15 protein-coding genes and 1 tRNA gene are annotated in these 20,628 nt (G+C 60.5%); 9 read left to right on the forward strand and 7 right to left on the reverse strand.

Annotated elements, in window-relative coordinates; all coding sequences use genetic code 11:
* Positions 1-168: 168 nt before the first annotated feature.
* A tRNA-Val gene (locus FGZ14_RS17225) sits at positions 169-243 on the forward strand.
* A 112-nt stretch (positions 244-355) separates the two neighbouring features.
* A complete protein-coding gene (locus FGZ14_RS17230; protein ID WP_139925430.1) occupies positions 356-1,264 on the forward strand; it encodes a histone deacetylase in 909 nt (302 codons plus the stop codon).
* Positions 1,265-1,457: 193 nt separating this feature from the next.
* Here FGZ14_RS17230 and FGZ14_RS17235 read toward each other — a convergent pair whose 3' ends face one another.
* The 3 genes from FGZ14_RS17235 to FGZ14_RS17245 form a co-directional block, all read right to left on the reverse strand.
* Positions 1,458-2,168, reverse strand: coding sequence for a methyltransferase domain-containing protein (locus FGZ14_RS17235; RefSeq protein WP_139925431.1), 711 nt, complete (start codon positions 2,166-2,168; stop codon positions 1,458-1,460).
* A gap of 50 nt (positions 2,169-2,218) precedes the next feature.
* Positions 2,219-3,397 (reverse strand): type III polyketide synthase, encoded by a 1,179-nt coding sequence (locus FGZ14_RS17240; RefSeq protein WP_139925432.1) that lies wholly within the window; start codon positions 3,395-3,397, stop codon positions 2,219-2,221.
* Between the two features lie 112 nt (positions 3,398-3,509).
* The gene (locus FGZ14_RS17245) at positions 3,510-4,628 is read right to left on the reverse strand and encodes an NAD(P)/FAD-dependent oxidoreductase (RefSeq protein ID WP_139925433.1); all 1,119 of its coding nucleotides are present in this window, start codon (positions 4,626-4,628) and stop codon (positions 3,510-3,512) included.
* A 175-nt stretch (positions 4,629-4,803) separates the two neighbouring features.
* Here FGZ14_RS17245 and FGZ14_RS17250 point away from each other — a divergent pair, with 175 nt between their 5' ends.
* Positions 4,804-5,184: a T9SS type A sorting domain-containing protein gene (locus FGZ14_RS17250; protein WP_139925434.1), complete on the forward strand. Its 381-nt coding sequence runs from the start codon at positions 4,804-4,806 to the stop codon at positions 5,182-5,184.
* A gap of 415 nt (positions 5,185-5,599) precedes the next feature.
* Here the strand turns inward: FGZ14_RS17250 and FGZ14_RS17255 are convergent, their stop codons facing one another.
* Genes FGZ14_RS17255 through FGZ14_RS17265 form a run of 3 tightly spaced genes read right to left on the reverse strand, consistent with a single transcriptional unit; the run spans position 5,600 to position 11,732 of the window.
* A complete protein-coding gene (locus tag FGZ14_RS17255) occupies positions 5,600-6,673 on the reverse strand; it encodes an NAD(P)/FAD-dependent oxidoreductase (RefSeq protein WP_139925435.1) in 1,074 nt (357 codons plus the stop codon).
* 59 nt (positions 6,674-6,732) lie between these two features.
* Positions 6,733-10,332 carry a PAS domain-containing hybrid sensor histidine kinase/response regulator gene (locus FGZ14_RS17260; RefSeq protein WP_139925436.1) on the reverse strand — a complete coding sequence of 1,200 codons (3,600 nt, stop codon included), beginning with the start codon at positions 10,330-10,332 and terminating at the stop codon, positions 6,733-6,735.
* 32 nt (positions 10,333-10,364) lie between these two features.
* Positions 10,365-11,732 carry a sigma-54 dependent transcriptional regulator gene (locus FGZ14_RS17265; protein WP_139925437.1) on the reverse strand — a complete coding sequence of 456 codons (1,368 nt, stop codon included), beginning with the start codon at positions 11,730-11,732 and terminating at the stop codon, positions 10,365-10,367.
* Between the two features lie 344 nt (positions 11,733-12,076).
* Between FGZ14_RS17265 and FGZ14_RS17270 the strand changes: the two genes are divergently transcribed.
* Entirely contained in the window at positions 12,077-14,305 is a 2,229-nt protein-coding gene (locus tag FGZ14_RS17270; protein WP_139925438.1) for a T9SS type A sorting domain-containing protein, read from the forward strand.
* A gap of 282 nt (positions 14,306-14,587) precedes the next feature.
* Entirely contained in the window at positions 14,588-15,475 is an 888-nt protein-coding gene (locus tag FGZ14_RS17275; RefSeq protein ID WP_139925439.1) for a DNA/RNA non-specific endonuclease, read from the forward strand.
* Between the two features lie 475 nt (positions 15,476-15,950).
* Here the strand turns inward: FGZ14_RS17275 and FGZ14_RS17280 are convergent, their stop codons facing one another.
* Positions 15,951-16,520 carry a DUF4468 domain-containing protein gene (locus FGZ14_RS17280; protein WP_139925440.1) on the reverse strand — a complete coding sequence of 190 codons (570 nt, stop codon included), beginning with the start codon at positions 16,518-16,520 and terminating at the stop codon, positions 15,951-15,953.
* A gap of 730 nt (positions 16,521-17,250) precedes the next feature.
* Here FGZ14_RS17280 and FGZ14_RS17285 point away from each other — a divergent pair.
* The 4 genes from FGZ14_RS17285 to pyrE all read left to right on the forward strand — a co-directional run bounded on the left by FGZ14_RS17285 (position 17,251) and on the right by pyrE (position 20,503).
* Positions 17,251-17,664: an amino acid--tRNA ligase-related protein gene (locus tag FGZ14_RS17285; protein WP_139925441.1), complete on the forward strand. Its 414-nt coding sequence runs from the start codon at positions 17,251-17,253 to the stop codon at positions 17,662-17,664.
* Positions 17,665-18,014: 350 nt separating this feature from the next.
* The gene (locus FGZ14_RS17290; RefSeq protein ID WP_139925442.1) at positions 18,015-18,860 is read left to right on the forward strand and encodes a dihydroorotate dehydrogenase; all 846 of its coding nucleotides are present in this window, start codon (positions 18,015-18,017) and stop codon (positions 18,858-18,860) included.
* 98 nt (positions 18,861-18,958) lie between these two features.
* Positions 18,959-19,720, forward strand: coding sequence for an orotidine-5'-phosphate decarboxylase (pyrF, locus tag FGZ14_RS17295; protein ID WP_180754397.1), 762 nt, complete (start codon positions 18,959-18,961; stop codon positions 19,718-19,720).
* Between the two features lie 165 nt (positions 19,721-19,885).
* Positions 19,886-20,503, forward strand: coding sequence for an orotate phosphoribosyltransferase (gene pyrE, locus FGZ14_RS17300; RefSeq protein WP_139925444.1), 618 nt, complete (start codon positions 19,886-19,888; stop codon positions 20,501-20,503).
* The last annotated feature ends 125 nt before the right edge of the window (positions 20,504-20,628 follow it).

Below are 20,628 nucleotides of genomic sequence, written 5' to 3' on the forward strand. Positions count from 1 at the left end.
TGAGCTACCGGCCGCAGCCAAGCATCAGTAAGCCGCTATACTTACGGCAGCCCAGAAGGTTACAGCCCCCCGGTAGCGAAAGCGGAAATTTTGCACCTCTCCAAGAGCAATTATCTTTTGCAAAAGAGTACCTTTGGCTCTTTACGGCCGCCGCCAATAGGTTTTGCCGGGGCGTTAGCTCAGTTGGTTCAGAGCACTACCTCGACAAGGTAGGGGTCACTGGTTCGAGCCCAGTACGCCCCACGTCAAAACCCCCGAATCCGAAAATAACCGCTTGAGAGGGCGGTTATTTTTGTGTGATACCCCAAGCGGACCGGGCTGGCCATCTGCCGCCGGATGCGTAGGTTAGCGGCCTATGATTTCCCTTGCCTGGGCCCCAAGCTACGCCCATCCCCTGCCGGCCAACCACCGCTTCCCCATGCTCAAGTATGAGCTTTTGCCCGAGCAGCTGCTGCGCGAGGGTATTCTGCCGGAAAGCGCCTTCTTCCTGCCCCAGCCCCCACCCGACGAAGACATCCTACGGGTGCACGGGGCCGATTACTACCAGCGCCTGTGCGCCGGCCAGCTCACGCGCCCCGAGGAGCGCGCTACCGGCTTTCCGTGGAGTCCCGAGCTGATCATGCGCGAAACCACTATTCTGGGTGGCACGCTGGAGTGCGCGCGCCGGGCTCGCCAGCACGGTGTGGCCCTCAATATTGCCGGGGGCACCCATCACGCCTTCTATAATCGGGGTGAGGGGTTTTGCCTGCTCAACGACCAGGCCGCCGCTGCCGCCTACCTGCTGGCCCACCCCGAGCTGGGGGTAGGGCGGGTGCTCATCGTGGACCTGGATGTGCACCAGGGCAACGGCACAGCCAGTATTTTCCGGCACGAGCCGCGGGTTTTTACCTTCAGCATGCACGGGGCCCGCAACTACCCGCACCGCAAGGAGCAGTCGGACCTGGACCTGCCCCTACCCGATGGTACCGACGATGTGGCCTACCTGGCCCTGCTGCGCGAAACCCTGCCCCGCCTCCTCGACCAGCACCAGCCCGATTTCGTGTTTTACCTCAGCGGGGTTGACGTGCTGGCAACCGACAAGCTCGGCCACCTGGCTCTCAGCCGCGACGGTTGCCGCCTCCGCGACGAGTACGTGCTCGGCCTCTGCCACCAGCACCAACTGCCGGTAGTGGTGTGCATGGGCGGCGGCTACTCCCCCCGCATCGCCGACATCGTGGACGCCCACGCCAACACCTTCCGCGCCGCCGCCGCGCTATGGGGGTAGGGAGTGAAATAGTGAATGAGTAAAGTGTGTCATGGCGAGAAGGCACGACGAAGCCATCCTTCTTCTCTGTGTGGTGACAAGCCTGATAAACAGACAAGCCCCTGACGCTACCATACGTCAGGGGCTTGTCACGTTTCAAGGGGGTAGCACGCTGGCCAGGAAGGATGGCTTCGGTGCCTCGCCATGACACACTTTACTCATTCGCTACTATCACCTGCCAGCGAAAGGCCCAGCGCCAGCGGAGCTGGTAGCGCGCAATGCCGGCGGCTGCCAGCAACTGCTGCCACTCGGAGCGCGTGAAGGCGCGGGCTACGGAAAGTGGGGCGTCGTGCTGGACCAGGCGGGAGCCGCCCAGCAGGCGCGTCAGCCACCGGATGCTGTGGTAGGCCAGCGGGTGGCGGTGCAAGTCATTGACGATAACGGCCAGGGTAGCCTGAGCCTGCCACTGCCGCAGCAACCGGCTCAACTGCTCATTCGGGAAATGGTGGCAGAACAGGCTAGCCATCAGAACGTCAAAGGATTGCTGCTGAAATTCCGGGGAGAAAATATCGGCCTGCTGGTAGCTGATTTCGGGGTAGGCGGCGCTGCGGGTGGCGGCGTACTCCAGCATAAAGGGGTTGGCATCCAGGCCGGTAAGCTCCACGGCAACGCCCCGGCGTCGGGCCCAGCGGGCAACCTGGCGCAGGGTGTCGCCGCCCCCGCTGCCCAGGTCGGCCAGGCGCAGGGCGCGGCCGGCCGGGAAGTGGGGGCGCAGGCGGTCCAGGGCATCCAGCACCGGGGCGTAGCCGCCCAGCCACGTATTGATGGTTTCCAGCTCGTCCAGGTTCTGCCGCAGTTCCTCGGAGGCCAGGGTCAGGTCGTCCATCAACTCTTCTTCCGTGGCACGGACGCGGAAATCGGGCATACTACAAAGCGGGCAGGGGGGAGGAAAAAGCGTGATGCAGAGAGTATGCCTCAGGCAGGTAGTACTTCGGTGGCTTGGGCCTGGTGTTCCAGGGCGCGTTTTCTGGCCGGGGGCTCTGCTCCCCAGGCCACAGTCAGGAGCATGGCTTCCAGCGTAAGGCCCGGCCCAAAGGCAAAGCTGAGCACCGGGGCGCCCGCATCGGCAGGCGTGAGCGTGCGCAGCAGCTCCTGCATCACAAACAGCACCGTCGCCGACGACATATTGCCGTAGTCGCGCAGTACCTGGTAGGCAAAGCGGTTGTCGTGGGTCGTGAGCCCCAACGCCTGCTCAATGGATTCCAGAATTTTGCGCCCGCCCGGATGAATGGCAAACGCCCGGATATCGGAGAGCTGCACCGGTAAATCGGCCAGCAGCCGGGCCGTAAGCTGCCCAATGCCCTGCTGAATCATGCGCGGCACATAAGAGGAAAGCGTCATCTCAAACCCGAAGTTGTTGATGTGCCAGGCCATATCGGTCTGTCCGTCGGGCTCCAGTCCGCAGTGAAAAGCCGTCAGGGCCAGGCTAGGGCCCGCGGCCCGCGGCCGGCCCTGCACCAGCACGGCCGCCGAGCCATCCCCGAACAGGGCATTGGATACCAGGTGGTCTTCCTCGGTGCTCTTTTGAAAGTGCAGGGTACACAGCTCGGTGCACACCACCAGCACGCGGGCCTCAGGGGTGGCCCGGCAGAAAGCATCAGCCAGTTTCAAGGCATTTACGGCCGCGTAGCAGCCCATAAAATTCACGCAGGTACGCTGTACGTGGCCAGGCAACCCCAGGGCGGCCACCAATTCAATATCCAGCCCCGGCGCGTACATACCCGTGCAACTCACCGTAATCAGGTGGGTGATGCTGGCAGTAGTAGCTTCCGGCACCTGGCGTAGGCAGTCCTGGGCCGCCCGCACCGAAAGCGGCAGCGCGTGGCGCCGGTACTCGGCCATGCGCTGCCCCACCGACGGAAACGGCTCCAGGTTGGCGGTATTGGGGAAAAACTCGAAGCTGCCGTTGGCGCGGCCGTAGTCGGGTAGCACGGTGTAGCGCTGCCCAATGCCCGAAACGCGGTATAAGGCCCGCAGCTTACGTGTGCCGCCCTCATCGAGCTGCAGGGCCCGGGCCATAAAGTCGGCAATCTGAAGTTGGGGAATACGGTGGGGCGGGTTGGCCGTGCCAATGGCACACAGGTAGCTACTCATCAGTGCAGTTTACGCAAAATACCCCCTGGGTGCTGTTCGTTTTTTTGGGGTAGGGTCCAGGAAGGGTGTACGCACAAGCCAGGCATTACGGATGAGATGGACCCGGCCCGGACTAAAACGCCTGCCCGTGCGTGCGGCGCATCAGGGCCCGGAGGCCGGCCGGCCACAGGCGCAGTCCGGCAATGGCTACCTCGCTCAGCAGGGGCTGGCCGAACAGCTGCTGCACTGCCCGCCCTACCCGCAGCCGGGCCCCGAAGTGGTGGTGCCAGTCGTGGTGGTAGGCGGCCTCCAGGGCCGGCCGACTGATGCGGCCTCGCAGAAAGGCATCGAGGTGGGTGGCTGCCAGCTGGGCGCCGTGTATGGCCATGGCCATGCCGTTGCCGCAGAGGGGAGTAATCAGGCCGGCCGCGTCGCCGCAAAGCAGTACATGGTTTTCCACGCAGGTTTTAGGAGCAAAGGAAATTTCGTTGATAACCTCCGGCTGCGGATACAGCACCTCGGCGTGCTCCAGCAGGTGGTGCAGGCGGGGGTTGCGGGCCAGCACCTGTGCCTCCAGCCGCGGAATGGTGCCGTGGGCCTTCAGATTGCGCCGGGTGGTGAGGTAGCAGAAGCAGTAACGGTCGTCTTCTACCGCCGAAATACCCGCGTACCCATCGGCAAAGTTGTGCAAGGCAATCAGGTTGCGGGGCATGGCGGGGTAGCGCACATGGTACTTCACGCCCAGGTAGGGCGAGCGTTGCGTGAAAAACGGCCGTTGCAGCTGCCGGTCCAGGCTGCTGCGTTTGCCGTAGGTACCCAGCACGGCCCGGGCCTGCAGTTGCCCTCCGCCGGCCAAGGCCACGGTGTGCAGGTCGGTGGCCGGGTCAAACGCAACGTCCGTCGCGTTGGTTTGCTGGCGCACCAGCACGCCCGCCGCCTCGGCTGCCGCACACAAAAACGCATCCAGCTGGTAGCGGCTGATGCCAAAGCCTCCCAGGTCCAGGGGCGAAGTCAGCAGCCGGCCGGCCGGGGAGCTAACCTGAAAGCGGGTGATGCGGGCCGGGGCCAGCGCCGCCACATCAAGGCCCAGGCGGTGCAGGTAGGGTAGCACTTCGTTGGAAATGTACTCGCCGCACACCCGGTGAAACGGATACTGCCGCCGCTCCAGCAGCGTAACGGCGTGGCCACGTTGGCGCAGGTCCAGCGCCGCGCACAGCCCGCCCAGGCCTCCGCCAATAATGACAACGTCCAACTTATTTCGTCTAGTAAAAAGGTGGAAGAGAAGATAAAAGCCCGGGCTTTATCGAAGATGAGTTATATTCTGACCCAAGTAGTTAAAACCCCTATTACTTTTGTTAACCTAAACCGGCGTCTGTCGTTTATACGCATTCCGCTCAGGCGCAATTCTGTTCCTCCCACCACACTGTATGATGAAACCCTTACGCTATTTAGGCTTATTCGTTCTGCTTGCTCTGGGCCTCCAGTCGGGCCTGCCATCGGCGGCGGCCCAGCCTACGGCGCCCCGGTCCGTACCCGCGCCGCGCCCGGCCACCGAGGAAAGAGCCCTGCTGGTATATCCTAACCCGAGCACGGGCATTGTGCACATTGCTATCAATGGTTTTGAAGGCCGCAAAGTAGAGCTGCGCGTGCTGAACGTGATTGGCTCCGTAATGTACCGCGAAACCCTCAGCGAGCTGAATGACCGGGAAACCCGCACCCTCGACCTGAGCAAATTCGCCAACGGACTATACTACGTGAAGCTGGAGGCCGATAACGCCAGCGAAATGCGCAAGCTCGTTATTCGCTGAGCTGAGGGCCGCTTGGCCTTTTCCTGTCGAGTGTAGAAAAGCAGCCCTTAGGCTGCTTTTTGCATTTCAGACAGTTGCCGGCCACCAGCAGAGGCCACGCTGGCCCCAGAAAAGTATAAACAAAAAGCGCCCCCGCGGCAGGCGGAGGCGCTTAGGTATTGAAAGGAGGAAGCCCGGGGTTAGCGGCCGTTGTTGGCGCGCACCGGAACCGGCTTCAGCATAGCTTTCACTTTGTTCACCGTGTCGAGAGCAAGCAAGGCAGTTGCTAGTGCAATCCCGAAGAAAATAAGCAACGTCATACAAAAAGAAATTAGGAGAAAAAGAAAGCCCAGCCCCCAGCAAGTCTGTCAGTAGATATCCGCGGCTGAGCTGATACAAGTATAACCCTAAACCATGCTTGGTAGTTGCAGCATAATTATGTCTTTTTCAAGAGGGCTGCCACCACATAAGCCGCATCGGGGCCGGCCCCGCCCATAAGGGCCGAGCGGCGGCTGTGCAGCCACGGCAGTCCCAGGAAAGCCAGCCCCGGCACCGGGCTCAATCCGCGCGCGTGGTGGGGCTGCCCATCGGGGCCGAGGGCGCCCGGCACCTGCAGCCAGCTATAGTCGGGCCCGAAGCCGGTGGCCCAGATAACGGCATCCAGGGGTGGGGTAAGGCCCCGCTGGCCCTGCAGGGTAGCAGCGGGGGTAGCCTCCAGCGCCCGCCCGATAAAGTGCGCGTTCGGGAGCCGTCGCAGCCGCTGCAAGTCCTGGCGAACTACGGGCTCGGGCCGGCTGCGCAGCAAGCGCCCCGCCACCGAGTTGCGGCCGGTCTGCAGCAGGTGGGTGCCCAGCAGTAGCACCCACATGGCCGTGTTGTTGGGCATGGCCGGGGTTTTCTCATCAAACGCCACGTACACCTCCCGGCCAGCGGTAGCCAGGTCAGCGGCTATCTGCAAAGCCGAGTTGCCGCTGCCTACCACTGCTACGGGTCCCGAGCCATTGATTTGAGCCGGGCGCTGGTAGTGGCTGCTGTGCAGCTGCTGGGTGGCCGGCGGCAGGTGGTGGCTGAAGGCGGGCACCTTTGGGTGCGTGTACGGCCCGGTGCACACAATCAGTTGCCGCGTGCTGATGCTGCGGCCAGCGGCCGTCCGGACCAGAAAGCCATCTGGCGCGGGCTGCACGCTGGTTACGCGCTGCCCGGTTTCAACCGGGAGTTGGAAGTATGCGGCATACTGGCGCAGGTAGGCGGCAGCCTCCAGGTGGGTGGGGTAACGGCGGACGGGGCCGGGCCAGGGCAGGCCCGGCAGGTTGCTGGCCCATGCCGGCGAAAACAGGCGCAGCGAATCGTAGCGGCTGGCCCAGACCTCACCCACAGCGGCGCGTTCTTCCAGTACCACAAAGGGTACCCCGGCCTGGCGCAGGTAGTAGGCCGCCGCCAAACCGGCCTGACCCGCCCCCACCACTACGGTATGCACTGCCGGGGCGCAAGCTTCAGCAACAGAGTTCATGCTGCATATTACACCACGGGCCCCACTTTGGCGGGGTTGCCGGGCGGCCAGGGGGTAGGCTATTCCGCGGGAAACTCCTGCCGAAGCTGCCGCACCACCTCGTCCACGGTTTGGCGTACCTGCTCCACGCCACGCTGCAGCGCGGGCCACTCGGCGGTGTCAGGGGCGTGCGCTGCCGCTTCCAGGTCGCGCAGCACGGTGCGGAGCGCCTGCACCTGCAGCCCGTCGATGGAGCTTTTCAGGTGGTGGGCAGCCGCCCCCAGCTGCTCCAGATTTCGGTTTTGGAGGTGGCTTTCCAGCTCAGCTACTACCGGCGGAGTTGTGTTGATAAACAGGGTAGCCAACCGCCGGACAAATTTTTCGTCGTTGTTGGAAAGCCGGCGCAGCCCGCTCAGGTCGTAGAGCTTTCCGGCGGGCAGGGGCGGAGTGGTGGGCTCGGGGGCAGGGGTAGGGAGGGGGGCCTCAGGTTGAGGTTGGGGCAGGCCCTGGGGGTAGATCAGCTCGGCAATGGTTTGAAACAGATCCTCTTCCTTGAAAGGCTTGGAAAGGTAGCCATCAAGGCCAGCCGAATGGTAGCGCTCCGCTTCGCCGTGCATGGCGTGAGCCGTTAGCGCGACGATGGGGGTAGCCGCTCGCTCCGGATCGGGGTGCTCGCGCAGCAGGCGGGAGGCGGCTATGCCATCCATGCCGGGCATCTGTATGTCCATGAGCACTACGTCGTAGTGGTGCTGGCGGAACAGGGTCAGGGCCTCGGGGCCTGAGGAAGCAGTGTGCACTTCCATGCCCCAGTTCCGGAGTATAACCTGCACCAGCAGCTGGTTTACGCGGTTGTCCTCAGTAAGTAGCACCCGGCAGCCCCGCAGACGCTGAAACTCCGGGGCGGGGGTAGGCGTCGTGGGGGCCGGGGCCGCTGCTACCCCAAAGCGCAGTGCGAACCGGAAGGTACTGCCGTGGTGCAAGCGGCTTTCGGCCGTCAGCTCGCCGCCCAGCAGCTCCACCAACCCCCGCGAAATGCTCAGGCCCAGCCCCGAGCCCCCGTACTCGCGGGCCGTGCTGGCCTCGGCCTGGGTAAAGGGCTCAAACAGCTGCTGCAGCTGCCCCTCCGAAATGCCGATGCCGGTATCGAGCACCGCAAACTGGTAGGTCAGCTGATCAGGAGTCTGGCTCAGGCAGCGGCAGGTAAGCAGCACATGGCCCTTATCCGTGAACTTAATGGCGTTGCTGAGCAGGTTTAATAGAATCTGGCGCAGGCGGTAGGGGTCACCCAGCACCCAGGAAGTAGTGGGCTCCGGCGGGAGCTGCAGGCGCAGACTGATGCCTTTTTCGGCGGCTTTGGGCATTAGGGCCTGGCAACTGGTTTTCAGCACTTCCGTCAGCTCGAAGGGCACTGACTCCAGGCGCACGCGCCCGGCCCCCAGCTGAGCCATGTCCAGGATGTCGTTGATAACCACCAGCAGGTGCTCGGCCGAGTGGCGGATGTGGTGCAGGTACTGCTGCTGCTCGTCGGTAAGGGGCGTTTTGGCCATAAGCTCCGCCAGCCCCATGATGCCGTTCATGGGGGTCCGGATTTCGTGGCTCATATTGGTAAGAAAGGTCTGGCGGGCATGGGCGTTCTGCTCGGCGGCTTCCTTGGCTTCCTGCAGGGCATGGCCCGTGCGCTTCAGCTCCGTAATGTCGTTATCAACCCCCAGCACCTGTACCGTGCCATCGGCCAGCACAAAGGGCCGCTTGATGGTATGAAACCAGTGCATCTGGCCGTGAGCATCGGTGAAAGTGTCTTCCTGGGCTACCTCCTGCCGGCTCTGGATAACCCGCTCATCCTGCACGCGGTAGCGGACCAGGTCCGGAAACATCTGCTGGAGCTGCGGGGCGGGGGTTTGCAGCAGCTCGTCGTTGCCCAGATTGTAGAGGTGGGCCGTGGCCTGGTTGGCCAGAATGTAATTGCCGTTGCCGTCCTTGAGGTAAATGAGGTTGGGCACCGTGTCAATTACCTGCCGGAACAGGCGGTTCTGTTCGGCCAGGCGGCGGTTGGCGGAACGCCGCTGCTCGTCGGCTATTTTCCAGCGGGTAATGTCCTCCGCCGAGCCCACGATGCGCTGTACCTGGCCGCGCTCATTGCGCTCAAACGGCGTATTGCTGATGCGCAGCCAGCGGATGGAGCCGTTGCGGTGGTAAAGGAAAAACTCCAGGTGCAGAATCTGCCCGTCGGCTACCCGCGCTACCTCCTCAAAGTGCCGCAGCACCCGCTCCCGCTCCGACTCCGGCATAAGCTGACGCAGCATGCTCTGGCGCATGCCCTGCAGCTCGTGCTCGGAGTAGCCCAGCATCGTTTCAATAAAGCGGTTGCAGTACACGTTGGTCTGGGTTTTTACATCGTAGATGTAAATCAGGTGGGGGGTAGTGTTCGTGATGCGTTCCACGAACAGGCGGCTCTGGCGCAGCTCTTCCTCCGTGGTGCGGCGCTCTGTCACGTCGGCCGCCGAGCCCACTATCTGCCACACGGTGCCATCGGGGTGGCGCGTGAAGGCGGTACTTTTGAGGCTTAGCCACCGCCACTGGCCGTTGCGGTGCTGAAACCGGTACTCCGACGTGGACACCTGGCCCTCGCCCATGTTCTGCAGAAAAAATTGTTTCCGGCGCACCGTGGCCAGGTCTTCCGGATGAATAAGCAGCTGGGGTAGCTGAGAGCCCATTTCCCGGATTTCCTCTTCGGTATAGCCCAGCATGAGCTCAACCTGGCGGTTGCAGTACAGCACGGTGTACAAGTCCATATCGAACAGGAACACAATGTCCGGAACCGTGTCGTTGATGCGCGCCGTGAACAGCTGGCTGCGCACCAGCTCTGCTTCCGCCCGCCGCCGCTCGGTAATGGTGGTCAGGTACACGTTGGCTTCCTGCTCTTGCAGCAGGGGGGCAATGGTCCAGAGGTAAAACTCTTCGCCGAGGCGCTTTTCCACGGTGCGGGGCTGGCCGGTACTCAGGGTCTGGGCAATTTCCTGGCGCAGCATGTTCAGGCTGTCGAGGCTGCCGGGCTCGTACAGGGCCGTTAGCACGGCCGTGGCCGCCGGATTAGCGTACTGGGCTTCGGCCTCGCGGTTAAACCGGATAATGGGCTGCGGACTTTGCTCGGCCAGGCGGGAAAGCTCCTGCACCCGCTGCTGGGCCCGCTGGTGCACGGTCACGTCCTCGTAGCTCCAGATATGCAACATGGTCACACCGTTCTGCACAATGGGCAGGTAGTCCTGCTGCAGAATGGTGCCATTCTGCAGCGGAATCAACTGGCCGCTTGCCCGCTGCTGCGCCTGCCGCAGCTGCTGGTTCCGCTGCCGATTGCTCTGCTCATCCTGGCGCAAAATACGGCCCTCCCGCACTAGGTCCAGGGTGTGTTTGCCCAGGTAGTAGGAGGGCGGATGGGGTAGCCCGAACAGGTCGCAAAGGCGCTGGTTGAGCAGGGTGATAATCCGGTTCTGATCTTCGGCCAGAATGGCGGTGCTCATGGTTTCCAGCAGCGCCGTAGCCTGGGCCGCCGCCGCCAAGGTCCGGGCTCTGAGCTCCGTCACCTGGCGGCGGGCCTCTTCACAGTCGGCCTGGGCCCGCTGCCAGGCCTTGCGGGCCTGGCGTAACTGGCGCTCCAAGTGACGAGTACCGATAGAACTCATAGGGATAGTAGCTAACTGACTTGCCCGGATTTTCAGCGAATCCGCACTTCGTTGTTCTGAACCATACGATAAATAGTGGACTTCCCGATTTGCAGCTTGGCCGCTACCTGCAGAATATTTCCGTTGTGGGCATCCAGATAGCGCTGCACGATGTTGGCCATCTGCACCCGCAACGACTCATTGGTAGTAGCACCGGGGGCTGCCATATCAGTGGGGCCGTGGCGCAGGGGTAGGTCCTGGGGCTGAATCTGGTCGTTTTCGGCCAGTACCGCCGCCAGCTCTACCACGGCCTTCAGCTCCCGCACGTTGCCCGGGAAGTTGTACTGCAGCAGCTTCTGCTGGGCCGGGCTGGAGAGCGAGCAGGGGACCATGTTGTTCTGAGAGCAAAACTCTTTCAGGAAGGCATTAGCCAGCAGCAGGATATCGTGGCCCCGCTCCCGCAGGGGCGGCAGCATAATAGGCAGCCCCAGCAGGCGGTAATACAGGTCTTCGCGGAAGCGGCCCTCCTTCACCTCCTGGTTCAGGTCGCGGTGCGTGGCTACCATCAGGCGGGCATCAAAGGGAATCCGGGAATTGCCTCCTACCCGGGTTACTTCCCGCTCCTGCAGCACGCGCAGCAGCTTGGCCTGCAACCCCAGGTCCAGCTCCGAAATTTCATCCAGAAACAGGGTGCCTTTATGCGCCTCCTCAAAGCGGCCAATGCGCCGGCCAATGGCGCCGGTAAAGGCGCCCTTTTCGTGTCCGAACAGCTCGCTCTCCAGCAAGTCGCGCGGAATGGCCGCCACGTTTACGGCTACGAAGGCCGCGTCGCGGCGGTCGGAGCGGAAGTGAATGGCTTTGGCTACCAGTTCCTTGCCCGTGCCAGTTTCCCCACTAATAGAAACTGTGATGTTAGTGCGGGCAGCCTTGTCGATGAGGGAGTGCAGCTGCTTGATTTGGGCACTTTCGCCCAGAATAGCTCGCTGCGGGTCATACTTCTGCCCAATCTGCTCCTTCAGGCGCGTATTTTCCTGGCGCAGTTCCAGCTGCTTGCGGATGTTGCCCACCGTGTTCCACAGCCGGTCGGCGGTTTCCTCGTCCTTTACCAGGTAGTCATACGCGCCCTGGCGCAGCAGACCAATGGCCGTGCGCACATCCTCCTGCCCCGAAATAGCAATGACCGCCACCTCGGGTAAGCGTTCCTTGATCTGGCGCAAGACCTGGTCGCCGGTGCCGTCGGGCAGAGAGTAGTCCAGGGTAATGATATCGGGTTTGTCGCTCAGGTTATCCAGGCAGGCCTGGGCAGTGGTAAAGCGGCGGATGGAATAATCTGGATTCTGAGCCAGCTTGTATTCAAGTAGCTCACCATACCAGGCATTGTCCTCGACAATAAAGATGGAAACAGGTAACGGTACGCTCATGGGAGTAGAGTAGGGGAATGCTCGGGAACTGCGTCAGTCTATATAATCTGATTTTCCAAAAAAGGGAGCATATAAGGAATGTGCAATTCTCGTGCAGAGGGTTTTCAATAGCTCAAGAGAGGGCAAAAACGGGCAAGACTGCGAGTATAAGCGGGAAATACGGGGATACCAAAATTTCTCTTTTTTAGAAAAATAATCCCGGAATGGGACAATATATCATTTTTATTTTAGTAATAAGTCATTGGCTATCAATAATTTGATGATCGGCTGGCACTCTGGCGGGCGAATTGATATGCTGAAATCACCGCTTTAACTGTCGTGATTATCAACGTATTGCCCCTGCCATGAAGCCACTTTACTCTCTCCTTCTTGGACGGCCACTGCTGGTGGCGCTTGTTCTGCTATGCTTCGGAGCCCGCGCCGGTTGGGCAGCTAGTGCCCCTATCTACACTAATACCGGCAAAGAGGGCGCAAGCTTTACGCGCAGCTGCACTACGGTACTAGGCATCACGACCTGTTTCGGTAACATATCGAACCCAGAGCTGGCCACCGACAGTGATTTTAACTCGGCTGCCACCATGGATGTGCCGGCCTCCCTGCTGACGGGCTCCGTGCGGCTGCGCATGAACCTGACCGATATTGCTCCGGCCAACTACCGGGCCGGTGTGGTAGTAGAGCGTGATGGCCAAGCCCTGAGTCTCTTAGGATTAAGCCTGGCTAATGCTGTGGTAGTCAGAACCTACTTGAAAACCGGCACCACGGTAACGCTGCAGGAGGAGCACCCGGTAGATGTTAATCTGGCCAGTACATTGTTGGGTAGCAACACCGGCAAAATCCGGCTGGAGTTTGTGGCTGCCAAGCGCTTCAACCAGATAGAGGTAGAAGCCGCATCCGTGTTGAGCCTGGGCTACGACCTGAAAGTGTATTACGGTTATGCTATTGATGCCAACGTAATAAATACCGCCAATGGCTACGTTTCTCGTTTTGAGAATCCGGCACCTAGCGCGTACAGCACAGAAGTAATAACCAACGGCGTTAGTGTGTGCGTCAATTCCCGGGTGAGCAATCCGCAGAGCGCTGTGGATAAAGACCTGACCAACTACGCCACCATGCGCTCCTTGCTGGATGTAAGCTGCCCTACTACCCTGCGCACTCAGCTGGAGGGCACAGCGCCAGGTGGCTATCAGGCTGGTTTTGTACTGGGCAGCGGCGGCCTGTTGGATGTAAAGGCTCTCGAAGGCCTGCGGGTGACAACATACCTGGGCGGAGTTGTCCAGGAGTCGGGGGCGGGAGCCAGCCTCCTGAACCTGGAGGTGCTGGGCAACCAGCAGTATAACGTCAGCTTTCCTACTACCAAGCCTTTCGACCGGGTCGAGATTCAGCAAACCAAACTGCTTAGCGCCCTCGACGATTTGCGCGTGTACTATGGCTTTGGCGTAGAGCCCCGCGTATTCCGTGACCTGGATCCCCGGCTATCGGAGTTTGTGGACCCCGCCGGTAACTATCAGGTAAACGGTAGCCTAGTGTGCGTGAACTGCTCTGTGACTAACCCCCAGAACGCGGCCGACAACGACCTGAAAAACAACTATGCTACCGTACGCACTGGCCTGAGCGTAGGCGGAACTACCCGCCTTAAGCTTCGTCTCGACGGGCCCGGCCGGGCCGGCAACGTAGCGGGGGCTTTACTGGGCCTTGGCTCGGGCCTGCTGGATGCGCGCCTGCTCTCCAACGTCCGGATCAATACGTACACGGGTGCGCTCGGCACCACTGCCGGCAGCACCGATGGGGCTCAGCTGGTTGAAAGCGCCGTGGGTAGCTCCCTGCTGAATGTGGAGCTGTTAGCCGATGGCCGGCAGGAAGTATCCTTCCTAACCACCCGCGACTTCGACTGGGTTGAAATAGAGCTGACCAACGGCATAAGCCTGCTTGATAACACCCAAGTGTATTATGGCTTCGCCGAGGACCGTCCTACAGGCTTCCCCTCCACGATTACCGTGCCCCGACCCCTGCCGGTGCAGCTGACCAGCTTTACTGCCCGTCCGAGCGGTGCCGGGGTCAGCCTGGCTTGGCAAACCGCTACCGAGCTAAACAGCAGCTTCTTTGTTGTGGAGCGCTCCGTGCAGGCCGCTACCGGCTTCGAGGCCGTGGGGCAGGTAGCCGCCGCAGGCTCCTCTTCCTCGGTGCAGCGCTACACCCTGCTGGATGCCACGGCCGGAGCGCTGGACGCCCCTACCCTCTATTACCGCCTGCGGCAGGTAGATCGGGACGGTACGGAGGTCTATTCGTCCGTGGCGGTGGTGCGCTTGCGCACGGCGCCGGTTGTCTTCGCGGTTTATCCCAATCCGGCTACCGCCTCTGATATTATCCGGGCTGAGCTGCCGGCCCTGGCCGAAGGGAGCTACCACGTATTGGTGTACAACATGAAGGGAGCACTAGTGAACCGCCAGCAAGTAACGCAGCAGGTGTTGGGTCTTACCTCCTTACGGCTGCATGCCGGCCTTTACCAGGTAGTGCTGGCTGATGCCGCCGGTCAGCGCGTTGCCACGCAACGGCTAGTCGTGAACGGCCGCTAATCTTTATCCTTTATCCCTACTCTATCATTTTTTTGTTCTATTGTTCTTGGAGAAGAAGCCCCGCTGTTGCAGGTCAGCGGGGCTTCTTCCTTTATAAGTGGGCCTATATAGTACAATCATTAGATAATGGGTTTGTATAAGATTAAGGCTTAATTGTATTGTTTCGGGAGAATGATAATATTACGGTAACCTTAGGCTGGCTTTTACCATCCAACTTTGCTCTGCCAGGCAACCACCTAAGCGCTCTTTTCCCATTCCCATCCAACCACAACACCCTACTCCATGTACCGCACCCTTTCCCGTGTACTAGGCCTGGCCCTGCTGACCAGCTGCGTCGTGTCCTGCTCTAAAAACGAGGTAGCGCCCACCGCTACCCCCGTAGCCGTCCCGCAGTCTGCCAATGCTACCGCCACCCGCGACAGCCACCTGACCATGGGCAACCCCAGTGGCGCCACGGCCAACACGGCCAACTACTGGAACTACCTCGTGTCGAAGACACAGTACGCCATGTCGTACCACCGCGACCGGGGCACGCCCAACTGGGTAAGCTGGCACCTGAGCAGCGCCTGGCTGGGCAGCACTCCTCGCCAGGACAATTTCGCCCCCGATAACACGCTGCCCTCCGGCTGGTACCGCCCCACGAGCACCAGCTACACGGGCTCGGGGTTTGACCGCGGCCACCAGTGCCCCTCCGCCGATCGTACAGGCTCCGTGGCCGACAACTCGGCTACGTTCCTGATGAGCAACATGATTCCGCAGGCGCCCAACAACAACCAGCGCACCTGGGCCGGGCTCGAGAACTATTGCCGCACCCTGGTAGATGCCGGCAACGAGCTGTACATCATCTGCGGTAGCTACGGCAAAGGCGGCACCGGCTCCAACGGCTATGCTACCACCCTCGATGCCGGCCGGGTAACCGTTCCGGCCCAGGTATGGAAAGTGATTGTAGTGCTGCCCAACGGCTCCGGCGATGCTGCCCGCGTAACCAGCAGCACCCGCGTTATCGCCATCAACACCCCCAACAACAACTCCCTGCTGACTACTTGGGGCTCGTACCGCACTACGGTTGATGCCATTGAGGCTGCCACCGGCTACGACCTGTTGTCGGCGGTATCCACTTCGGTGCAGAGCGTGGTGGAGGCCCGCGTTGATAACGGCCCCACCAGCTGAGTTAGCTACCCTTCTGAAAATGCAAAACCTCCGGCCTCATGGGGGGGGGGGGTGTTTGCGCCTACCCCGGCAACGAGCCTCCTACCTCTCCTTACCGGGTAGAACCGCGCATCTGTCCTCTGGTTGCTGATATTAGTCTACTTCAGACGCCATTAGCAGCGCCCTCACGTTATTTTTGTGATGAGTGAAGTGAGGAAGGAAATGCGAGTTGGAATAATTGAAAAGCCGCGCTGCAACGCGGCTTTTCGCTTTTGTAAGCCGCAGGCAACCGGCGGCTAATAAGGTAATAAATCCCATTAAGGGAAATTAGCTGGGTACCGGTATTGGCGCACTATGGCCTGGTGGCCGAACCTGCGTTGCCGGTGCTCTGCCCGAGGAGGCCGCTTGCAGATACTATTGCTACTACCAAGAAATAGGGCTGGACCTGCAGCTTATGTACTGCAAGCCCGGCCCTATTTCATGGGGGTAGCAAAAACTAGTTTTCGCCTCCGGCTACCCCAATATGGCCCTCGGCGGGCGTACTATTCATGTAGGAGCGGAACGACATGGCGGCCTCGCTGGCGAGGGAAACCGCCTGGGCCGTCAGCCGACGGTCGTTGTGGGTGCGCTCGTTGCTTTTGTCGGCGCGCAGCTCCGACCGATACTCATCAAACGAAATGACCTGGGTAGGCTGCTTGGGGTCCGGCACCACCCGGAAGGAGTTTACGCTATACTCGTAGCCATTGTCGTTGGCCCGAAACACGAAGTCAAACAGCACGGCTACCTCCTGGTCCTTGCCTTTGTTGTCAACTCGCTTCAGCTTGCTGGTTCCGGTCATGCGCACGGCCCCGGTCCCTTCTTCCGTCTTCAGTCCCGAAACCGGCTTATACGCAAACTTATTCTGGCTCCAGTCGAGCGCCCGCTGGTAGAGAGCTGTTTTGCCGGCTCCCTCCGCCGGTACTCGTTCGCTGTACTCAATGGTGGTTGGCGCATCGCTCTGGGCCCACGCCTCCGGTGCCAACGCCAATGCGCCGGTCAGTAGCCAAGCTAGTAGTACTTTTTTCATAGCAGAAGGAGAAGAAATCTAGAAAAGGAAGGAAAAAAGACCTGTAGCACAAAGATAATAAGTACTTAGCGGCCGGGGATAAATAACATGATTATAAACATGTTAAGAAAACGTGAAAACAACCGAAAACGATCATTGAAGGTTTAATCCTATAAGCACAGGATATAAGCCGTAAACTGAATTTTACCGCTTAGGCTCGTAGTACTTATGCCTTAATAAGGCAGTAAGCGCAGGTTTTTGTATAATTCCGATGGTTAAGCTTGAAATTATTAGTTGAGCAGATAAGTGCGGGATGATAGAGCAGCAAATACAGGACCAGACACGAGCAATCAGTTAGTGAAAAATAAAAATGTATTCATCTGAAAAACACTAGTATGTGGCGCGCGCCAGGGGGCTTGCCTTGGCCGGAGGGGGAGGGAAGCGTAATATTTTGATAACACAAAGGTAATATGGCGTCTGTTGCGTGGCAGGTAGCAACTGGTACTTTTGCGACGTGCTTCACCTCAATCAACATCCATTGAAGAAGCGCGGGACCTTTCACGAAAGCGCCCTGCGAGATGACCGGAAGGTTGTTCTCCCCGTTGATTCTTTCGTTTTTATTGGTTTTGCCGCTTTCACCGCTCCGGTTATCGAAGCGGTTTTTTTATGTCCTGTCGGCTCGATAAGGCTAGGCAAAACCAGTGCCCACCCCTACATTTTCTAATCCTTCACCGCTCATGCTGGTAAACCCATGAACGACAGCGTCACCCTCGCCCAGCAGATGGTAGCCGCCGCTCCTGCTGCCACCTGCAACGTGAATCTGAGCACTGCCTTCAAGTGGATGGAAAACACCGCCGCCCTGTTCAGTGTGGCTGAGCATAAAGGCCGCACGATGTTCTTGCCTCTGGCCAGCGACTTGGCCGGGTTGGCGGAGCGGGACTCCGATGCCGACAAGCTGCTCAAGTCGTCGATGCTGCAAGGCCTGCTGCGCCAGGGCATGAAGCTGAAAGACTTCAACTCGTACCTCAACTTCCACAAAGAGCACGACGTGAAGCTGCACTCGGGGGCTGGCGTAGGCATGGCCCGCGTAGCCCGGTTCATTCTCGGCCAGCAGGACATCCGCGACTGTGTGCCCTTCCTCATCAGCCGCGACAATGTAATCTAGCTTTCCTTTCCAGCAAGCGCCCGGTTTTTGGCCGGGCGTTTTGCTTTCAATCGGGTGCCGGTTATCAGGACGAAACTGGCAACTGGCAACCGATAACTGGTAACTCAATAACCCAAGCTTCCCGGAGCCCACCCAACGGCGGCAACGGGGCGGGGTGGTGCAAGGAGCGGGGTGATAGAAATCAGGGGGGATTCTGACGCAAGTCGGTCCGCGAATTGACCACCCCGTTTTTCGGGGTTTCGATAATAATTGCTGACTACTTCGGGTTTAGACCAGGGGTAGGACATTCATTAGATTTCGCGGGCGGCCGCAGCCTGGCGGTGGCCCGCGAAATCATAGCTTTTAACTCTATGCAACTCGGCAAACTCACGCTTCAGAACCCAGTATGCCTGGCGGCCGCGCCCTGGCAGCTCGAGGGCACGGGCCACGAGCGGCTGGGGGCCATCTTCACCCGCACCGTGACTATGGAGCCCAAGCCTGGGCTCTACGAAGAAGGCATCTGGCAGGTCGCCGACCAGACCCTGCTCAATGCCACCCACATGCGCACCGAAAGCGCCGAGATTCTGGTGCAGGAGCACCTGCCCAACCTGCGTCGCTACGGCGTGCCGGTGCTGGTGAGCATCACAGCCCCCGGTATTCCCGGCTTCCGTAAGATTGCCCGCTTCCTGGCCCGCGAAGCCGGCGAGCTGATTGCGGGGGTAGAAGTGTACATGGCCCAGCCCGATACGGGGAAAGGAGAGGAACTCAACGCCCGGTTTGTGCATGAGGCCACCCAGGCCGTGCGCAACGAACTAGGCCCCGACGCCGCCGTAATTGTGAAGCTGCCGCCGTGGCCGGAGCACATCCGGGGCCTGGCCCTGGGAGCCCAGGCCGGCGGGGCCAACGCGCTGGCCGCAACCAACTTATTAAAAGGACTACATCTGCCCGACGATGCTACGGCTACCCCCCTCGTGGGCGGGCTGTCCGGCGAAGCCCTCCGCCCTGTGGCCTTGCGCTGCGTGTGGGAGTTGGCACACGATGAAAACATCCGGCTACCTATATTCGGAACTGGCGGGGTGTTTACGGCCAGCCATGTTGCGGAGTATCTGCGCTGCGGCGCCAGTGCCGTGCAAATTGCCAGCGGCGAGTGGCTGGAGCCCGGCCTATCGGCCCGCCTAGCCACAGAATGCGGGCATTTGATGCCGGTGCCGCTGTAACGCCAAGCCCCGTTTTGTGGCCGGTGGCGGCCTGCTGCCTGTGTAGAGTATTGTTTTTACGCCCTGCGAAGCGCAAGCTTCGCGCTACTTCCCACCCCATGCAAACCCTTCTCACCCGAGTACACGCGGCCAACAGCCTGCTCTGCGTAGGCCTCGACCCCGTGGGCGACGACGCGCAGGTAGCGCGCCGCCTGGCCGAAGTCATTGATCAGACCAGCGAGTACGCCGCCGCTTTCAAGCCTAACCTGGCCTTTTTCCTGAGCCGGGAAGAGGGTGTGAAGCTGCTCCGCGACACCGTGCAGCGCATTCCGCAAGGTATTCCGGTAATCCTGGACGGTAAGTTCGGCGACATTGCCAACACCGCCGACCACTACGCCCGCTTTGCCTACGACGTAATCGGGGCTGATGGCGTAACGGTAAATCCTTACATGGGCGACGACGCCATAGTGCCCTTCGCCCGCCCCGGCAAGCTGGTGTTCGTGCTAGCCAAAACCAGCAACAAGCCCACTCATTCTCTGCAGGATGTGGCCCTGACTCGTGGTGGCTCCCTTTCTGATTGCGCCGCCACCGTAGCCCGCAAGCTGGATGAGCAACATGGCGGCATCGGGCTGGTAGTAGGCGCTACCAATGCCGAAGCCGTAGCTCGCATGCGTAGCCTCACGCCCGAACAGTGGTTCCTAGTGCCTGGCGTAGGTGCCCAGGGCGGTGACCTGCAAGCCACATTGAAAGCTGGCCTGCGGCCTGATGGCTCCGGTCTTCTCATTAATACCTCGCGGGCGTTGTGGCAGGCAGCTGATGCCGGTGCCGCCGCTCGGGAGCTGGTGGAGCAGATCAACCAGTTCCGGCCGGTAGCGGTATAGCCTAGGGCTAGTAGATGGTAAAGGGCCGTCATGCTGAGCTTGCCGAAGCATCTTACGTGCTGATGTTGTAAGGCTACCCCCACCTCACCACGCGAGCTGCTTCGGCAAGCTCAGCATGACGCTTCACTTACGTAGCTCTTCATACTATATAACAACATACTACCCTTGACTTCTCCCTCCCTACCCCCCTTCACCTCCGAAACCCTGGAGCAGCAACTGCTGCAGGAAGATGCGCTGCTACGCGGGCACTTCCGCCTTTCCTCTGGCCTTCACTCTGATACATATGTGCAGTGCGCCCGGTTTTTGCGCCGGCCCGACCTGGCAGCCCTCGCCGCGGCCGAGCTGGCCCGCCGGATTCAGGAAGCTGGGTTGCAGCCCGATGTGGTGGTAGGGCCGGCTATGGGCGGCGTAGTGATTGGGTATGAGCTGGCTCGGCAATTGGGCGTGCCCGGCATCTTTACCGAGCGGGATGATACCGGCCAAATGACCCTGCGGCGGGGCTTTACCATTGAGCCAGGCCAAAAAATTGTTATTGCCGAAGACGTAGTGACTACCGGCAAGAGCACCAACGAGGTAGCACGGGTGCTGGAGGGGCTGGGCGCAAAAGTTTTGGCCGTAGCAAGTTTAATTGACCGCACAGGTGGGAAAGCTGAGCTAACTTTTCCGAACTTTGCCCTGCTGCCGGTAACGGCGGCCACCTACGCACCCGATGATTGTCCGCTTTGCCGGGCAGGTATTCCGGTGGTGAAACCCGGCAGTCGGCCGGAAAAAGCGTTTTCTTAAACCTACCGCAGCGGCAACCGGCCCAGCGGCAAGGCATTTTCGGCGTACCCTGCGCGGGTATGCTTCCTCACATGGGCAACTGGCCTAGCCGTGGGAAACCCGAAAAATAGATAACCATCCTCCTT

This window comes from Hymenobacter sp. DG01 (assembly GCF_006352025.1).
GTDB lineage: Bacteria > Bacteroidota > Bacteroidia > Cytophagales > Hymenobacteraceae > Hymenobacter.

Coding starts and splice junctions, on each gene's coding strand:
- FGZ14_RS17230 (WP_139925430.1), top strand. CDS start 356: ATGATTTCCCTTGCCTGGGCCCCAAGCTACGCCCATCCCCTGCCGGCC.
- FGZ14_RS17235 (WP_139925431.1), bottom strand. CDS start 2,168: ATGCCCGATTTCCGCGTCCGTGCCACGGAAGAAGAGTTGATGGACGAC.
- FGZ14_RS17240 (WP_139925432.1), bottom strand. CDS start 3,397: ATGAGTAGCTACCTGTGTGCCATTGGCACGGCCAACCCGCCCCACCGT.
- FGZ14_RS17250 (WP_139925434.1), top strand. CDS start 4,804: ATGATGAAACCCTTACGCTATTTAGGCTTATTCGTTCTGCTTGCTCTG.
- FGZ14_RS17255 (WP_139925435.1), bottom strand. CDS start 6,673: ATGAACTCTGTTGCTGAAGCTTGCGCCCCGGCAGTGCATACCGTAGTG.
- FGZ14_RS17260 (WP_139925436.1), bottom strand. CDS start 10,332: ATGAGTTCTATCGGTACTCGTCACTTGGAGCGCCAGTTACGCCAGGCC.
- FGZ14_RS17265 (WP_139925437.1), bottom strand. CDS start 11,732: ATGAGCGTACCGTTACCTGTTTCCATCTTTATTGTCGAGGACAATGCC.
- FGZ14_RS17270 (WP_139925438.1), top strand. CDS start 12,077: ATGAAGCCACTTTACTCTCTCCTTCTTGGACGGCCACTGCTGGTGGCG.
- FGZ14_RS17275 (WP_139925439.1), top strand. CDS start 14,588: ATGTACCGCACCCTTTCCCGTGTACTAGGCCTGGCCCTGCTGACCAGC.
- FGZ14_RS17280 (WP_139925440.1), bottom strand. CDS start 16,520: ATGAAAAAAGTACTACTAGCTTGGCTACTGACCGGCGCATTGGCGTTG.
- FGZ14_RS17285 (WP_139925441.1), top strand. CDS start 17,251: ATGAACGACAGCGTCACCCTCGCCCAGCAGATGGTAGCCGCCGCTCCT.
- FGZ14_RS17290 (WP_139925442.1), top strand. CDS start 18,015: ATGCAACTCGGCAAACTCACGCTTCAGAACCCAGTATGCCTGGCGGCC.
- pyrF (WP_180754397.1), top strand. CDS start 18,959: ATGCAAACCCTTCTCACCCGAGTACACGCGGCCAACAGCCTGCTCTGC.